Source organism: Leisingera sp. NJS204, from assembly GCF_004123675.1.
Classification (GTDB): domain Bacteria; phylum Pseudomonadota; class Alphaproteobacteria; order Rhodobacterales; family Rhodobacteraceae; genus Leisingera.
Genome location: NZ_CP035417.1, coordinates 3,122,791 through 3,139,338, shown reverse-complemented (window position 1 = coordinate 3,139,338; position 16,548 = coordinate 3,122,791). Strand labels below are relative to the sequence as shown.

General features: G+C 60.6%; 15 protein-coding genes. 11 read left to right on the top strand and 4 right to left on the bottom strand.

All coding sequences use genetic code 11. The features are described 5' to 3' along the window. The first annotated feature begins 315 nt into the window (after positions 1-315). From ETW24_RS15355 to ETW24_RS15345, 3 genes are all read left to right on the top strand, one after another. On the top strand, positions 316-1,974 hold the full coding sequence (locus ETW24_RS15355; RefSeq protein ID WP_129371867.1) for a transcriptional regulator: 1,659 nt from the start codon (positions 316-318) through the stop codon (positions 1,972-1,974). 153 nt (positions 1,975-2,127) lie between these two features. Continuing rightward, positions 2,128-2,586: a hypothetical protein gene (locus ETW24_RS15350; RefSeq protein ID WP_129371866.1), complete on the top strand. Its 459-nt coding sequence runs from the start codon at positions 2,128-2,130 to the stop codon at positions 2,584-2,586. Between the two features lie 244 nt (positions 2,587-2,830). After that, positions 2,831-5,476, top strand: a complete 2,646-nt coding sequence (locus ETW24_RS15345) for a methyl-accepting chemotaxis protein (protein WP_129371865.1) — start codon at positions 2,831-2,833, stop codon at positions 5,474-5,476. Between the two features lie 44 nt (positions 5,477-5,520). Here the strand turns inward: ETW24_RS15345 and ETW24_RS15340 are convergent, their stop codons facing one another. The 4 genes from ETW24_RS15340 to ETW24_RS15325 form a co-directional block, all read right to left on the bottom strand. After that, positions 5,521-6,456, bottom strand: a complete 936-nt coding sequence (locus ETW24_RS15340) for a glycosyltransferase family 2 protein (RefSeq protein WP_129371864.1) — start codon at positions 6,454-6,456, stop codon at positions 5,521-5,523. Positions 6,457-6,519: 63 nt separating this feature from the next. After that, on the bottom strand, positions 6,520-7,461 hold the full coding sequence (locus ETW24_RS15335) for a GNAT family N-acetyltransferase (RefSeq protein ID WP_254695623.1): 942 nt from the start codon (positions 7,459-7,461) through the stop codon (positions 6,520-6,522). Positions 7,462-7,464: 3 nt separating this feature from the next. Further along, a complete protein-coding gene (locus tag ETW24_RS15330) occupies positions 7,465-8,322 on the bottom strand; it encodes a hypothetical protein (RefSeq protein WP_129371863.1) in 858 nt (285 codons plus the stop codon). Between the two features lie 70 nt (positions 8,323-8,392). Then, positions 8,393-9,067, bottom strand: a complete 675-nt coding sequence (locus ETW24_RS15325; protein ID WP_129371862.1) for an acetyltransferase — start codon at positions 9,065-9,067, stop codon at positions 8,393-8,395. Positions 9,068-9,134: 67 nt separating this feature from the next. Here ETW24_RS15325 and ETW24_RS15320 point away from each other — a divergent pair, with 67 nt between their 5' ends. The 8 genes from ETW24_RS15320 to eutA all read left to right on the top strand — a co-directional run bounded on the left by ETW24_RS15320 (position 9,135) and on the right by eutA (position 16,540). Next, the gene (locus ETW24_RS15320; protein WP_129372946.1) at positions 9,135-9,587 is read left to right on the top strand and encodes a sugar 3,4-ketoisomerase; all 453 of its coding nucleotides are present in this window, start codon (positions 9,135-9,137) and stop codon (positions 9,585-9,587) included. After that, a complete protein-coding gene (locus tag ETW24_RS15315; RefSeq protein WP_129371861.1) occupies positions 9,584-10,681 on the top strand; it encodes a DegT/DnrJ/EryC1/StrS family aminotransferase in 1,098 nt (365 codons plus the stop codon). Before ETW24_RS15320 ends, ETW24_RS15315 begins: the two co-directional genes overlap by 4 nt. Before the next feature lie 202 nt (positions 10,682-10,883). Beyond that, positions 10,884-12,278: a MocR-like ectoine utilization transcription factor EhuR gene (ehuR, locus tag ETW24_RS15310; protein ID WP_129371860.1), complete on the top strand. Its 1,395-nt coding sequence runs from the start codon at positions 10,884-10,886 to the stop codon at positions 12,276-12,278. Positions 12,279-12,373: 95 nt separating this feature from the next. Beyond that, positions 12,374-13,390: a TRAP transporter substrate-binding protein gene (locus ETW24_RS15305; RefSeq protein WP_129371859.1), complete on the top strand. Its 1,017-nt coding sequence runs from the start codon at positions 12,374-12,376 to the stop codon at positions 13,388-13,390. A 69-nt stretch (positions 13,391-13,459) separates the two neighbouring features. Then, the gene (locus ETW24_RS15300; protein ID WP_129371858.1) at positions 13,460-14,026 is read left to right on the top strand and encodes a TRAP transporter small permease; all 567 of its coding nucleotides are present in this window, start codon (positions 13,460-13,462) and stop codon (positions 14,024-14,026) included. 10 nt (positions 14,027-14,036) lie between these two features. Next, the gene (locus ETW24_RS15295) at positions 14,037-15,323 is read left to right on the top strand and encodes a TRAP transporter large permease (protein WP_129371857.1); all 1,287 of its coding nucleotides are present in this window, start codon (positions 14,037-14,039) and stop codon (positions 15,321-15,323) included. Positions 15,324-15,335: 12 nt separating this feature from the next. After that, positions 15,336-15,764: a universal stress protein gene (locus ETW24_RS15290; RefSeq protein WP_129371856.1), complete on the top strand. Its 429-nt coding sequence runs from the start codon at positions 15,336-15,338 to the stop codon at positions 15,762-15,764. 11 nt (positions 15,765-15,775) lie between these two features. Next, entirely contained in the window at positions 15,776-16,540 is a 765-nt protein-coding gene (eutA, locus tag ETW24_RS15285; protein WP_129371855.1) for an ectoine utilization protein EutA, read from the top strand. The last annotated feature ends 8 nt before the right edge of the window (positions 16,541-16,548 follow it).

The following is a 16,548-nucleotide window of genomic DNA, read 5'->3' as shown; positions in this document are numbered from 1 at the left end:
CAGTCCCGTTGTTCCAATTAGATAATGAATTACAGTTTTTGCGTGTGTGGTTGTTCTTTTTAGCAGATCAGGTCATGGTTGTTGCGAAGGACCTGCTCAGCTGCACTAAAACAGGCTGCTGCCTGTGGTCAGTTTGCGGTGCCATGTCGTGTGCACAGTTATGATCGCCCTCAGATATGCCCGAAGGTTGTCAGGCGTTGCTTTTGAAATGAATTGCGAAGTTAATGCAATCAGTAATTGCAAAACATATTGCGGCAATGCAATGTAACGTTACTTTAATTTCAAGTGCGACGCGGATTTTTGTGGGGTTTACGGATGACTGTCCTTCTGAAGATATGTCGGTTTGGCGCGTTTGGCGTCTTTCACGCAGATGGAACCAATGTTCAGCTTGGGGCGAAACATCAGGCGCTGCTGGCGCTTTTGTCCTCAGCTGATGGCGGGATCCGCACGCGGGCGTTTCTGGAGAAGACCTTGTGGTGCCTGGCACAGCCCGAACAGGCAAAGGCAAGCCTGCGGACAGCCTTGTCGACGCTGCGCCGGCATCTGGGTCCCGAAGCGGCCAAGCTGCTGTATGCAAACCGGGAGCGGGTTATCCTCGACCTGACCCGGGTGGAGTTGGACAGTTGCGCAGGCAATGCGGTTTTCATGGAAGGGTTTGAACTGCCTCATGAGACCGCTTTTAACGCTTGGCTGAACGAAGCCCGGGCGGAGTTCGCCCGTGGTGCTGCCCGGCCTGGACCGCAAGCAGGAACATCGCCGGGCCGTGTAATCCTGGATGGGCTGCTGCCTTCGATTGCGGTGCTGCCTTTTGTGCATCGTGCCCCTGGCGACGCGGTTGTGCCGCTGGGATCGCTGATGTCTGAAGAATTGTCACGGTACTTGTCGCGCAGCTGGGCGTTTTCGGTCACCTCCTATCTGGCCTCGCGCCAGTTTGATCCGGAAACAGTGCGTCCAGCCGAAGTGTCTTCGGTCGCGGGCGTGGATTACTTGGTGTCGGGCACCGTCAGCTGCGACGGCAACCGGTTCCGGGTTGAGATCGATCTGCATGATGCAGTCCGCGAAAAAGTAATCTGGTCGCGCAGTTTCGAGGGCAGCAAAGGCAGCCTGATGGAGGGCCGCAGTGCTGTGCTGCGCAATGCCACCCAGCAAATCGGACAGACCGCTGCGGGCGAAGCTGTCCGGCTGGCGGGCTTCAAGCCGCTGTCCACCCTGGAAAGCCATACCCTGTTGATGGCGGCGATTTCGCTGATGCAGGAAATGGACGCGCGCAAATTCCAGCAAGCACATGAAATCCTGTCGCATCTGCTTGAACGGGAGCCAAAACATGTGCTGCCGCTGACCTGGATGGGATTCTGGCATGTGATGCGGGTTGAAAAGGGCTTGTCTCCGAACCGTGGAGAGGACAGCCGCCTGGCCAGCCGGATGGCAGAGGCCGCCATCGAAGCTGCACCTGGTTTCTCATTGGCTCATACGCTTAAGGGGCTTATCTCCAGCCATCTGACGTTCCGCTTCGATCTGGCACAAGACGCCTATGACCTGGCGCTGCGCGACAATCCCAACGAAGCGCTGGCGCTGCTTTTGAAAGGGGCGACGCTGGCCTATCAGGACATGCCGGATGAGGCGGTGCAAATGACCGACGCGGCCCGGCGGCTGACGCCTTTAGGACCGCAGCGGTACTATTTTGATGCGCTCTCGGCGCTGGCGTATCTGTCTGCCCGCAACTTTGCCCGTGCCATTGAACTTTCCGAGCGGTCGCTTGAAGCCAAGGGCGCCTTTCCGGTGCCGCTGCGGTCCAAGGCGATCGCCCTGCAAATGTCCGGACGGGGTGCTGAAGCCCGCAGCACAGTCCAAAAACTGCTTGAGGCCGCGCCGGAGTTCTGCCTGTCGCAGTTCCAGCGCGACAATCCTGCAGCGATGAGCCCGGCGGGGCAGGAATGGGCTTCTGCCTTGCGGCAGGCGGGCGTACCGGAATAGCCGGTCAAGCGATTGTGCAAAAGCCACGGTGACGCTGTGTAACTTGTATTTCAAAAATATCTTTTGTGCAGGAAGCAGTTGTGCGTGCTAGGCTTTGCCGGAACCAGCAGCAAATCGGGCAGTTTGGCCCTGAACCAAGGTCTAGGAGGCGGAGTGCCAGAAAATCTGTCTTTCGAACGCCGGTTTTCGGAATACGGCCCGGGCGTGCAGCCAGAGGAGCGGACGCAAGAGATCCTGGACGTTGTTGAGGATTTCATGCACCGCTGGGGTTATTCGGTGCAAAACCTTATCGGTGCCGATCTGACGGTTGAGCATCTGGGCGGCGGGCCAAGCGAGGTGCCGGATCTGATCTTCAGAATGGCAGCGCTGGACTACTTCGAGATTGTCATCCGCAGCGGCAGCGGGGCCGTCAGCTATGGCGGCTGGTTGACAGGCACCTTGCCGGTTACTGTCTCGGGCCAGCAGGTGAATGGCCGTCCGGTGTTGCTGACCACGTGCCGCGAGGGCGGGCAGATCCGGCATATATTTGATCCGCTTTCCGGTTACCGGCCTGTTACCGAAACCACAAATTTGCCCCTGCACGCGGCGCGCCGTCTCTCCGGAGAGATCTGACCGGTAGTGTTGAAGCGGCCTTTGCAGCGGGCTGCTTTCACTGCCGGTCGATAAAATTCAACAGATTTCCCGATTACCGCTCATATTTTTTTTACATTCTTGCGTCCCTTTTGTTTGGGAGATGCGGGCAGCTGTGCGGCAGCGGTCCTGCACCATTGAATGCCTGACCGGCCGATAACGGCGGTGAGGCCGGCTGCTAGTCCGGTCTTGGCACGGAATATGGGCGGATGCCTTGGGTGATACTATGACTGCAAAGAAAAAACTTCCCGCCAAGCGCGGTTTCCGATTGTTCTCCAGCATTGGCGCAAAAATCACGCTGATCCTGATGGCAATGGGGGCTGCTATTGCTGTTGGCGGTGTCATGGTTACGCTGGTCTTTTCCCAGACCGGCCGCCAAATGGAGGTTTTGACGGAACAGAAGGTGCCCCGGCTGGAGCTGAGCGGCCGTCTTGTCAAGGCGGGAAGCCGGGCAAAGGATGCGATGATCGCGGTCTTGCAAGCTGGATCAGTTGACGAGCTGGTCCAGGCCGAGACTGAGGCGGTTGCAGCGATTGCGCATCTTGAAAACAGCCTGGCTGAACTGCCTGCGGCAGAGCGGGCCATGTTTAGGCCGGAGGCGGACGCGGCCTCCGAAATGCTCAGCAATCTGATCGCGGCCCGCAAAAGCGCCTTTCGAAACCAGGCCTGGATCGACTCCCAGACCGGCAGCCTGCAGACTCTTAGCCAAACGGTGCAGGAAAAGCTTGTGCAGGTCGCGTCGGAGGCCAGCGACAGTTTGATGGCAGGCGGCGAAGACACAATCGGCCAGGTTGATGAGGTCCTCAAAAACCTGGTTGAGCAACAGTTCGGCAGCTTGCAAACGCTGCTGGAAGCCCGCGCTGATATCAGCATTTTGTCCGGTGCGGCACTGGCGCTGGGCCACGTGCGCGACGTGCCCACCAAGCGGGCGCTCAAGAAAATGGCGAATGACGCTTTGAGCCGGCTGGAGCCGGTCATGGGGCGGCTGGAAGAGCTGGGCCTGGATACATTCAGGGCCAAAAAGGTCCGCGCGGGTGTGGAGCTGTTCCGCTATACCCTTACCGCTAGCCGCAAGGAGCTGAAGGACAGCCGCAAGGAAGTTCTGAGCGCCCGCAATGCCAGCGTGCGCCCGCTGACCCAGGCGATGGAGCGTATGGTGTTCACCCTGTCTGTTGCGGCAACCCAGGCCAGCTCTGATAACCGGTCGGCGATCCAGGGGCTGCTGGACAACCAGGTCGGCGTGCTGCAGCAGCTGCTGGAGATCAATGGCTGGATCAGCGCCTTCCAGGTGGCGGCGCTGGATGTGGCGGCTGCGCATGATATTGATGCCGCAGATGCCGCTGCTGCCCCGCTTCAGGACGCTGCCAAGGCGCTGCAGGGTTATGCCGGTTTCAATAACGGGGTATTTGCGCAGGAGCTTAAGGACCTGGTTGGCCTGGCCGATCCGTCGGAGGGATTGCCGGTCTTCAAGGTGGCGTCGCTGGAGGCCACAGCTGCGGCTGCTGCGGCGTCGCAAGCTACTGTGGATGCGGTGCTGGAATTTGCACATCACGCAACCAGTCTTGGGGCCGAAAGCCGGCTGGAAATCGCGTCCATTGCCGACGGTCTTGCGGCTGAGGTGAAGGCAGCGCAGCAACAGCTGCAAATCCTGGCGGCTGTGGCTGCCGGTGTCTTCCTGGCGTCTCTGTTTTTGACCCGGATCCTTATCCTGCACCCTCTGGCTGATATCAGCGGCACAACCGAGCGGCTGGCTGCCGGCAATCTGCGCCCGGTAACAGGGTACGACCGGTCGAGTGATGAAATCTTCCGGATTGCCACGGCGCTCTCGGTGTTTCGCGACGGGCTGGTGGAGAAAGCAGAAGTCGAGGCCGCAGCGGATGCGGAACGTGACGCCCGCCTGGCAGAGCAGACGGCGGCAGTGACGGCCATTGGCGAGGGTCTGGAGCAGCTGTCGCAGGGCGATCTGACAGCCCGGATCCACGGGGAAATGGGCGAGGGCTATACCAAGCTGCGGGATGATTTCAATGCGGCGCTGGAAAAACTGGAGGCGTCGGTCAGCAGCCTTAGCACCAGCGGCCAGTCGATTGCCGGCGGCAGCACCGAAATCTCTTCGGCCTCCCGCGATTTGTCCGAACGCTCGGAGCGTACTGCGCAGACACTGGCAGGCACGGCTGCTGCCGTGAACCAGCTCTCGGTTTCCATTACCGGCACCGCCCAGGCCTCGGGGGAGGCATCAGCCTCTGTTGAAGCGGCACGCGAGAATGCCAGCGCCAGTATTGAGGTGGTGAAGCGGACTTACGGCGCAATGGAAGCAATCAAGGAAAGCTCAGACAAAATCTCACGGATCATCGGCATGATCGAGGCGATTGCCCAGCAGACCAACCTTCTGGCGTTGAATGCCGGGGTCGAGGCGGCACGTGCCGGCACTGTTGGCAAGGGCTTTGCGGTGGTGGCCTCGGAAGTGCGGACCTTGGCGCACCGGTCGAAAGAAGCTGCGACTGAAATTTCGGCTCTGGTGGATGAAGCCGGCCAGAATGTCGAACTTGGTGCGGATCTGGTTGAACAGACCCGCACGGCAATTGGTGAAATCTCCGCCTCTGTCGACAGCGCAGCAGATCTGATGAAAACTATCTCCCAGGCCTCTTCAGAGCAATCCGGCAGCCTGCAGGAAATCAATTCGGCAATGTCAAATCTTGACGATGCCACCACCCGCAATGCGGCCCTGTTCGAAGAGGTCACCTCCTCAAGCCTGGGTCTGTCCAAAGAAGCGCAGGCCATGGCCGGGGCCATCGGCGCCTTCAGGACAAATACAGAGTCGGAGGCGGTTTCAGGTAGTCTGGAACAGGAAGATCCCTGGAGGCTGCAAGCCTGACAAACTGCGGCCTGCCCGCTGGCCGGCGTTTTGGGCCTGCCCCGTTACCTGTTGCGCAGCCTGCGCATGCCTTCGCTGGCGATGCCCTGCAGCTTTGCCCCCCAGCCATAGTGCCGGCTGGCCAGCACGGCGCCGATACCGTCATAGAAATCCAACCGGGCATGGATCTTGCCGGCTGCTTGTGTCATCTTCCTGACAACCGGCGAATTTTCCGCTAGGCCAAAGGTTCTGGCATCCGCAAGTCGCTGCTCCAAGACGGCCAGTTGCCCTTTCAGCATCCTTGTCCGGCGCTCCTGATTGGTCAGAGTGCTGATCTTCTTGGTCAGCTGGGCTGAGATGCCGACGTCTTCTTTGTAGGTCACCAGCTTCTCGGGAATATAGTGCAGGCCGTCCTCCAGCAGGGCGCGGAAGCCGAGGATCAGATCCTCATAGGCACGGTCTTTGGGAAAGCCGCCGTATTTGCGATAGAGGTCTTTGTGCCATGCAGCAGTTGCCCCCAGGTAGAGCGAAAAGGCGGTGGCCGCATCCTCGGTGCTGAAGTCCTTGTAGAACAGGGCGCGGCGGTAGGCGTTCTCGCCGGGTTCTCCGTCCGGGCCGACGGTTTCCGCATCCGAATAGAGCAGTTTGGCGCCGGTTTCCCGGTGGCTGTCGATAACCCGCTGTGCACGGTTGGGGGCATTGCGGTCATCGCCGGCGGTCCAGATCATCAGGTCGGAAGTGGCGAGGGAGATAGCATGTTCGATATGCCGATTGACGCCCATATTGCTTTCGTTCCGCCGGGCCACAATCCTGTGCGGACCGGAATAGGTGCCGGCCAGCTGCTTGATCTTCTCAAACGTTCCGTCGGCGGAGGCATCATCCGAGATGATGATCTCGATCGGTTCGCAATTCTGGTCCAGCAAGGACTGCACCGCTTCGGCGATAGTGTCTTCCTGGCAATAGGACAGCAGGATGAAACTGGCGGCGGGGGTCTGTGTCATTGCTTGTCCTTTTGTTCCGCCGGCCGCCTCCTCTGTCAGAGGTCCGGACGGCAGAAGCGTTCGTCAGGTGAGTTGCCAGCGGTACTGCTGATACACCGTGCTGCGGGCGCCGAACATCTCTTTCTGCCGGGCCAGGCCGGTATTCAGTTCCCGCCCCTGATCAGTGGTGGATATGCCAAAGTCAAACCATGTCCTGCCGGTGAAAACAGCGTCCAGCAAGTGGTGGACGATCATGTCGACACCGCCATTCTGCCGGCCTGGGGCAGACGAGGCGATATATTGCACATGCACGGTCTGGCCGCAGTCAAAGATCACCAGGGCGGAGATCATCTGATCACTGTCAAAGGCGCCGAACATCCGGACCCGATCAGGAAAACGGCCCGCAAGCAGCTGGATCTCCGCCTCGCTATGCACAGGCCGCGCATTATGCCGGTCGTCCAGAACTTGGGTAAGCAAAGCCCAGCAGGCGCTCCAATCGGTGCTTTCGCGGATTTCCAGACCGGCCTTGCGCGCCTTGCGCAGCCCGTCTTTTTTGCCGCTGCCAAAGGGCAGGCGGTGCGGTACTGCGATGGTGGCTGACACATCCGTGCGTACAACCTGCGCACCTTGCCGGAACAGCGCATAGATGTCTTCATCGGCCGGCTGGCGGTGATAGATATAGGGGATGGCTTTGTAGTTCACTTCGGTGAACCCGGCGGGGCGCAGATAGGCGGCAAGCGCGTCAAAAACCATAAGCATGCGCTCCGCACTCATCTTGGTGCCGGAAATGACCCCGCCATAGGTCAGCCCGCCATGGGAATTCAGCACCGTGCCATCGGCATTGGCCGGCAGCACCGCCAGCAGCTTGCCGTCTTCATGGATCATCAAAGAATGATCCTGAAACCGGTCGGCGTGATAGTCCATGAACCCGCGCTGCAGCAGAAAGGTGCCGTTTTTCGATACCTTCAGGAAATCGTCCCAGTGGCTGGCGTTTTCAGCTGCGTAGCGCTGTACCTCAATCGCCACGGGTCAATCCTCAAGCATGGCAACACCCACGCCGGTCGCGCCCATGTTGTTGCCGTTGTAAAACAGAAAGCTGCGGCCCTGGGTGGTGTCGATCCGTGCCGGATAACAGGTCATCTCGCCGTCCCAGGAACCTGCAGTGCCGCGCGGCAGTTCCTCGTCACTGGTCCGGGCAAAGCTAACCCCGTCAGGAGAAGTGAACCGGAAGCTGGCATATTGCTTTGACAGAGTGTCGGAGGTCGCGCGCAACTCCCATGATCCGTCCGGCAGCTGGTTCGCACGCGGGCGGCCGATGCGGTATTCCTCCGGGGCAGGGGGGATGATCCGCTGCGCGGTTGCGTTGTCAAAGCGCACGCCGTCTTCGCTGGTCAGCGTCCAGCAGTCATATTGCGGGAACAGCCGGCCGCCGATGTCCTGCCAGCCAAAGCCGCGGGAAATCCAAGCCCGGTAGGAGCCATCGGGAAGCGTGGCGATAGAATGAAGCGCACCGATGAAGGCACCTTCGGGGCAGCGGTCGATGACCGGTGTCTGCTGCACCCGTTCGAAACTGTCGCCCCGGTCGCGGCTGATGGCCAGCCCGCTGAAGGCCAGGAACTTGGCTTTTTCCACCAGCTGAAACCCGACATAGTACAGCCGCAGCTCATCCTCTGCGACCTCCAGCACATCACCCAGGATCATGCCGTTGTCATCGAACATGCCTGGCGCCCCCAGCCCGATCGCCGGCTGTTCGGACACAGCCTTGACCTGCAGGGGGTCGGAGGCATCGACGTCCACCCAGCCAATCCGGCTGATCCCCTGATCATCCCGCATCCCGCCGAACAGACGGATGGTGTCCGCGTCCCGCTGCCAGGGGCAGGGTGTCATAAAGGAATGCCTGGCCCAGTCCTGGCTTCCGTCCGGGGCAAATACCAGCCCTTTCTTAACCCAGCCCATCTTACTGTTTGATCCGGAAATAACGGTAGGAGGAAACTTTTGCAGGCTCGGCCGGGTTGCCGTTCAGGATCTGGCCCGGTGTGTCAAAGCTCTTGTTCACGGCGGCTGCCATGCCGACAAAGCTGTCCTCCCCGATTTTCACGTTGTCAGCAAAGGTCGCATTGACCCCGACAAAGCTGCGTGCGCCGATATCGCAATAGCCCGAGACCACCACATGCGACGCCAGGAAACAGTGCTCGCGGATCCGGGTCTGGTGGCCGATATGGTTGCCCGACCACAGGACGCAACCGCTTTCGATTTTGACGCCGTGCTGCACAACGTTGTTTTCAAAGATGAAAACATTGTCGCCCAGCTCTGCTGTGCGCCAAACCATGGCATGGGGGCTGATGAAGTTGGCCAGCGTGTAACCCTTGCTGCGGGCGATCTCGATCAGCCGTGCGCGGATCCGGTTCAGTTTGGTTGAGGTCACCGCCACATGCGCTTCAACCTCGGAGGCGGGGAACACGGTTTCCACGGTTTCCAGTGCTACCACCGGCAGGCCGAATTTCTCATCCCCGGTCAGAAACTCTGCCTCCACCGCAAAACCCGCGACCTCATAGTCGCTATCGACGGTAAAGTATTCATAGGCGATGTCGGCGAATTCACCCGCACCGATGATCAGTAGCTTTTTGCTCATGGGAGGGACGTTGTCCTTGATTGAGGCGGCCCTGTCGGCCGGCGCTGCTTGCTGGTCCGGTTCAGATATGCATATACACAAGGGACATTCAAATGCGAAGGCGGTTTCCGTGCCTCTGACTGACTGCAAAATCATTGACTTGCCCAAAATAACAGACGTGCGGGGCAACCTGACCTTTGTTGAGGGCGGCAACCATATCCCCTTTGATATCAAACGGGTATATTACCTGTATGACGTGCCGGGCGGGGCCGACCGCGGCGAGCACGCGCATAAGGCGCTGCATCAGTTCATTATCTGCATGTCGGGCAGTTTCGATATCCTGCTGGACGACGGCTTTGCGACCAAGCGTTTCCACCTGAACCGCTCCTACTACGGGCTGTATGTTTGCCCAATGATGTGGCGCTATCTCGACAACTTCTCCTCCGGGGCGGTTTGTATGGTGCTGACCTCCGAAGTTTATGACGAAGCGGATTACATCCGCGACTATGATGAATTCAAAGCTGCGGCAGGTGCAGCGTGAAGGTTTCTTTCCTCGATATTGCGGGCGCCCATGCCGAAATTCAGGACCAGCTGGAGGCAGCTGTGCTGCGGGTTACGCGCTCGGGTCACTTTATTCTAGGTCCCGAAGTGGAGGCGTTTGAAGCGGATTTCGCCCGCTATACCGGTGCGCCGCGCTGCCTGGGCACTGGAAACGGCCTGGACGCGCTGATCCTTGCGCTGAAGGCAATGGGGATCGGTCCGGGGGACGAGGTCATAGTGCCCGCGAACACATATATTGCGACCTGGCTGGCAGTCAGCTTTTGCGGTGCAACCATCGTTCCGGTGGAACCGCTGGAAGCCACCCACAACATCGGCCCGGAGGCGGTGGCCGCTGCCATCACGTCCCGCACCAAGGCGATCATTCCGGTCCATCTTTATGGTCAGCCAGCCGACATGGATCCGCTGATTGAGCTGGCCGGACAGCACGGGTTGCACCTGCTGGAGGACGCCGCCCAAGCGCATGGCGCCAAATACAAAGGCAAGCGGATCGGCAGCTTCGGCGAGGCCGCTTGCTGGAGCTTTTACCCGGGTAAGAACCTGGGTGCGCTTGGGGATGGCGGCGGGTTTACCACCACCTCGCCGGAGCTGGCAGAGCGAGTCTCGATGCTGCGCAACTATGGCTCGGCGGTTAAATACGAGCATGAGCTGGCCGGTCAGAACAGCCGTTTGGATCCGATGCAGGCAGCGGCGCTGCAAGTGAAACTGCAAGTGCTCGATGATTGGAACACCCGCCGCCAGGCCATCGCCGCCCGTTACCTGGAGGCACTGTCTGCGGCGGGACTGGTACTGCCTGCGGTGCCGGAATGGGCGGACCCGGTCTGGCATCTCTTTGTGGTGCGCCATCCGGACAGGGATGCTTTCCGCACCCGGCTGGAGGCTGCAGGAGTCGGCACTGTCATCCACTACCCCAAACCGCCGCATCTGCAGAACGCCTATGCCGGGCTTGGCTATGGCAAGGGTGCGTTCCCTGTTTCTGAGACGTTGGCTGCGCAGGTGATCAGCCTGCCGATCGGGCCTGCTCAGACTGAAGCGCAGACCGAATATGTAGTCGAGCAGGTGCTGAAACTGGCGTGACCGGCGCGGCCGGGTTTTCTGATACCTCGCGCATTGGAGCTGTCGGCGGGCTAGGATGGCGCACGGGAGAGCGGGTTATCGCACCAAATGGCAGCCGAAACTGACCATTGCAAAGCCAGCAGTTGGATCATTGCCTGCGTTTGGAATGCAGCTGCGTGGAAATTGTATTGCGAAATCGGGGCCGTCACTTGTAAAATGTCGCATGACAATTTGGCATCCTGATCCCTCCGCCTTGACCTCCCCCCTGCATGCGAGCCTTGCGCTGGCCATTGCCAAGGCAATCTCAGACGGCAAGCTGCCGAAGGGGACGCAGCTGCCGACTCATCGCAAGATGGCTGATGATCTCGGCCTCAGTGTCCACACCGTCAGCAAGGCATATGAAAGTTTGCGGCGGCAAAGGCTGATTGACGGCCAGGTCGGCCGGGGCAGCTACGTTCTGGATCCTGACAAGTCCAATGATCAGCCGTTTCAGCTGAGCTCTGAGCGCGGCGGCGGTTTCGACTTGTCGATTTCACGCCCGGCATTCTCGCAGCAGCACGCTGAGCGGTTCGAACAAGCGCTGAGGGAGCTGCCGGAGGGGTTGGATCCGAGCTACTATCTGTCCTGCCGCCCGAATATCGGTCATGACGCCCATCGTGCCGCGGGGTCGCAATGGCTGCGGCACTGCGGTTTGGAGGTGCCGCCGGAGCGGATCATTATGACCAATGGGGTCAGTCATGGCATGTCAGCGGCGCTGTCGGCGCTGACCCGGCCAGGCGACACGGTGGTATCAGACAAGGTCACGCATCATTTGCTGGTTTCGGGGTGTTCTTATTTGGGTTTGAACCTTGCGGGGGTTGATGTGGATGCGGATGGTATCCTCCCGGATGCGCTTGAGCGGTATTGTCAGGAAAGCAACCCTAAAGTGTTGTTTTTGCTTCCGTCCTTGGCCAGTACGACGGCGGGCATGATGCCTGAGGAACGCCGCCGTGCGTTGGTGGGGGTTGCCCGCAAACATGATCTGCACATCATCGAAAACGATGCCTTTGGTCCGGTGGCCGAGGGGCGTCCGGTGGCGGTTACTGCCCTCGCGCCGGAGCGTTCAATCTACTTGACCACCTTTACCAAATGCACTGTGTCAGGGTTGCGCGCAGGTTATATGGCAGCGCCGGAGCATCTGCTGCCGGCGCTAACCGGACGGATTGTCGTGTTCGGTTGGATGGCCACGCCGCTGATGTGCGAACTGGCCACCCGCTGGGTGCTTGACGGCACCGCGTTGGAGCTGGCGCAGTGGCAGCGGTCTGCACTGGCCGAGCGCCATGGCATCGCCGCTGAGGTGCTGAAAGACTGGCACTGGCAGGGCCACCCTTCGGCATTGCATCTATGGCTGCCGCTGCCCAAGGGCTGGAGCACCAGCAGTTTCGTGTCTTACGCACGTGAGTTGAAAGTCGCGGTGGCGCCGGATGCGCCGTTCCTGCCCCCCAAGACGCCGCCGCAGAATGCTGTGCGTCTGTCGCTTGGCAGCATCCAGGATCTGGGGCGTTTCAGGCAAGCCTTGGAGCTGATCGCCGGAATGCTGGGCCGCCCGCCGGAGGGGGTTGCGCCTTTCACATACTGATTGTCCTGCAACAATAAAAAAATTGACATGCAGTACAATTCTTCTCAAACCTGCCGCAGCGGTGCGCAGGCACCGGTGAGACTTGGGAGGAAATCATGGCTCAGACAGTCAAAATCACCTTCGCGGCCCTGGCGGCGGCGGGGATTGCCCTGGCAGGCAGCGCGGCGCAGGCGGACACCTGGCGCTATGCCTTTGAGGAGGCGATGACCGATGTGCAGGGCGTCTATGCGCAGAAATTCAAGGCAGAGATCGAGGCAAACTCGGATCACGAGATCCAGCTGTTCCCCTATGGCACATTGGGTGAATCCGCCGACATCATGGAGCAGACTCAGGACGGCATTCTGCAGTTCGTAGACCAATCACCGGGTTTTACCGGCTCGCTGATCCCAGAGGCGCAGGTTTTCTTTGTACCCTACCTGCTGCCGACCGATCAGGACCACCTGGCGCGCTTTTACAAGGAAAGCAAGGCGATCAACGGCATGTTCAAGCCGCTCTATGCCGATCAGGGGCTGGAGCTTTTGAACATGTTCCCCGAGGGCGAAGTGGCGATGACCACCAAGACTCCGGTGGCCACCTGCGCCGATCTGGACGAGGTGAAGTTCCGGGTGATGACCAACCCGCTGCTGGTCGAAAGCTACAAGGCCTTTGGCGCCACCCCGACGCCGCTGCCCTGGGGCGAGGTTTACGGCGGGCTGCAGACCAATGTGATCCAGGGGCAGGAGAACCCGACGTTCTTCCTGTACTCGACCAAGATCTATGAGGTCACCGATTACATCACCTATGCCGGCCACAACAACTTCACCACCGCGGTGATGGCCAACAAGGATTTCTATGACGGCCTGAGCCCCGAGGATCAGCAGCTGGTGCAGAACGCGGCGCAGGCCGCCTATGACCACACCGTGGTTTACCAGCAGCAGGCCGCAGAAACCGAGCTGGCCAAGATCATGGAGGCCAAGCCTGAGATGAATGTGACGGTGCTGACCAACGAACAGCGCAGCTGCTTCAAGGAGGCGGCGGCAGAGGTTGAGGCCAAGTTCATTGAGATGACCGGCGACAGCGGCGCTGTGATCCTGGAGCAGATGAAAGCGGACCTGGCAGCAACTGCCAACTGACGCCTGCTCTGAAGTCACCGCTGAGCGGGTGCTGCCCGCTCAGCGCCCCGCAGACCCTGGGAGGACGGAATGCACCAGACACATGAGTCCGCGCTGCCCGGTTTCCTGGGCGTGATCGACAGCGCCATCAGCCGCACCGAGTCGTTCCTGCTGGCCGCCGGCGTGCTGCTGATGGCGGCCAATACCGTGGCCAATGTGGTGGGGCGGTTCGTGCTGGGCAATTCCATCTTCTTCACCGAAGAGCTGAACCGGATTCTGATCATCCTGATCACCTTTGCCGGCATCAGCTATGCGGCGCGCAATGCCCGCCATATCCGGATGTCGGCGATCTATGACCTGCTGCCGCCGCATCTGCGCAAGGTGATGGTGGTGGTGATTTCGGTGATCACCGCCGGGTTCATGTTCCTGCTGTGCTTTTACGCGGTGAAATACATCGGCTCGCAGGCGTCGCGCGGGCGGGTGCTGCCGGCGTTGCAAATCCCGGTCTGGGTGATCCTGGTCTGGGTGCCTGCGGGGTTCTTCATGACCGGTGCCCAGTACCTGCTGACCGCGGTGCGCAACCTGACGTCCTCCGGCATCTACCTCTCGACCCATGTGCAAGAGGGGTACGAGGACGCGGAAGAAACCGAAATCTGAGGACGGACCCATGGCTGCAACTATTTTCCTGACCATGATTGTCCTGCTGCTGCTGGGCTTTCCGATGATGATCCCGCTGATTGCCGGCGCTTTCATCGGCTTCTTGATGCTGTTCGGCGATCTGGCCCGGACCGAAACCATGGTGCAGCAGATGATGGCCGGTATCCGGCCCGCCTCGCTGATTGCGGTGCCGATGTTCATCTTTGCCGCCGACATCATGACCCGGGGCCAGTCGGCAGGGCGGCTGATCAATGTGGTGATGGCCTATATCGGCCATATCCGCGGCGGGCTGGCGATTTCCACCGCTGCCGCTTGCACCATGTTCGGCGCCGTTTCCGGCTCGACCCAGGCGACCGTTGTGGCCATCGGTTCGCCGCTGCGCCCGCGGATGCTGCAGGCGGGCTACAAGGACAGCTTTGTGCTGGCGCTGATCGTCAATGCCAGCGACATCGCCTTTCTCATCCCGCCCTCCATCGGCATGATCATTTATGGCGTGGTGTCCAGCACCTCGATTGCCGAGCTGTTCATTGCGGGCATCGGTCCCGGCCTGCTGATCCTGCTGCTGTTTTCGGGCTATGCCTATATCTATGCGGTGCGTAACAACGTGCCGACCGAGCCCAAGGCGACCTGGCGCCAGCGGTTTCAGACCATGCGGCAGGCGCTTTGGCCGATGGGGTTTCCGGTGATCATCATCGGCGGCATCTATGGCGGCGTCTTCAGCCCGACCGAGGCGGCGGCGGCCTGCGTTCTATATGCGCTGATCCTGGAGGTCGCCGTGTTCCGCTCGATGTCGCTGGCGGATGTCTATGAAACCGCAAAATCCACCGGGCTGGTCACCGCAATCGTGTTCATTCTGGTGGGGGCAGGGGCTGCGTTTTCCTGGGTTATCTCATTCGCGCAGGTGCCACATCAGATCCTTGGCGCCATCGGCATTGCCGAGATGGGCGCCATCGGGGTGCTGTTCGTGATCTCCATCGCGTTTTTCATCGGCTGCATGTTTGTCGATCCCATCGTGGTGATCCTGGTGCTGGTGCCGGTTTTTGCGCCGGTGGTGAAGTCGGTGGGGCTGGACCCGGTTCTGGTTGGCACAATCATCACCCTGCAGGTGGCTATCGGATCGGCCACGCCGCCCTTTGGCTGCGATATCTTCACCGCGATTGCCGTGTTCAAACGCCCCTATGCCGAGGTGGTGCGCGGTACGCCGCCCTTCATCCTGATGCTGCTGGGGGTGTCGGTGGCGCTGATCTTCTTCCCGCAGATTGCGCTGTTTCTGCGCGACCTGGCCTTTGCCAAATAAGGAGGCGCGGCGATGTTCACATCCATTCTGGTGCCCTTTGACGGCTCGCAAGGGGCGGAGGCCGCGCTGGCCAAGGCGGCGGAGCTGTGCGGGGCTGGGCTGACGCTGCTGACGGTCTATCGCCACCACTCGCTGCTGGAGGCCTCGATGCATATGGTGCGCCCGGATCAGCCGGACGACCTGGACGAGGTCATGCGCGGCCACGCCCGCGAGGTGGCCGAGCGCGGCAAGGTGCTGGCGGCAGAGGGCGGCGTTTCAAACCCCCGCGCCTTTGTCAAAGCCGGGCCGGTGGCGCGCACCATCACGGGGTTTGCCAGGGAGCATGGGCAAGACCTGATCGTGATCGGCAGCCGGGGTCTTGGCTCGCTGGAAGGGGCGCTGCTGGGGAGTGTCTCTCACAAGGTAACGAGCCTGGCCGAAACCCCGGTTCTAGTTGTTTAGGAAGGCAGAAAATGGCCTTTGATATCCATGCCACGCCCTCGCGGGTTCCGGCCCGGCTGGACCACCGCCCCGTGAAGAAACGGATCGCGCTGGTGGCGCTGGCAACCGACCACACGTCCGAGCGCGACTTTGCCCGGATCTGCGACCCGGACCGGGTGGGCGTCTATGTGAACCGGATCGCATTCGAGAACCCGACCACCCGGGAAACGCTGCTGAAGACCGGACCGCGGCTGACTGAGGCCGCAGCGCAGATCCTGCCGGAGGAGGCGGTGGATGTGGTGGCCTATGGCTGCACCGCGGCTTCCATCGTTTTGGGCAATGATGCGGTCGCCCGCTCTCTGAACACGGCCAAGCCGGGCGCGCCTTGCGTCACCCCAAGCTCTGCCGCCTTTGATGCGTTTGCCGCACTTGGGGCCGGGCGGGTGTCGCTGTTGACACCCTACAGCCCGGCGGTCACCGATGAGATGGCGCAGTATTTTGCGGCGCATGGCCCAGCGGTGGTCAGTGCCGCCTGTTTCGGGCTGACCGACGACCGCCAGATGGCGCGGATTTCCGAGGACAGCATCATTGAGGCCGGGATCGCCGCCTGTGATTCATCAGCCGATGCGCTTTTCCTGTCTTGCACCGCGCTGCGGGCGGCTGTCTGCATTGAGCGGATCGAGGACCACCTGGGCAAGCCGGTTGTCAGCTCCAACCAGGCAATGGTCTGGCGCTGCCTGCGCCTGGCCGGGATCACGGATCCGGTGCCGGGCTACGGCAGGCTTTTTGAACTCTAAATAGGCTA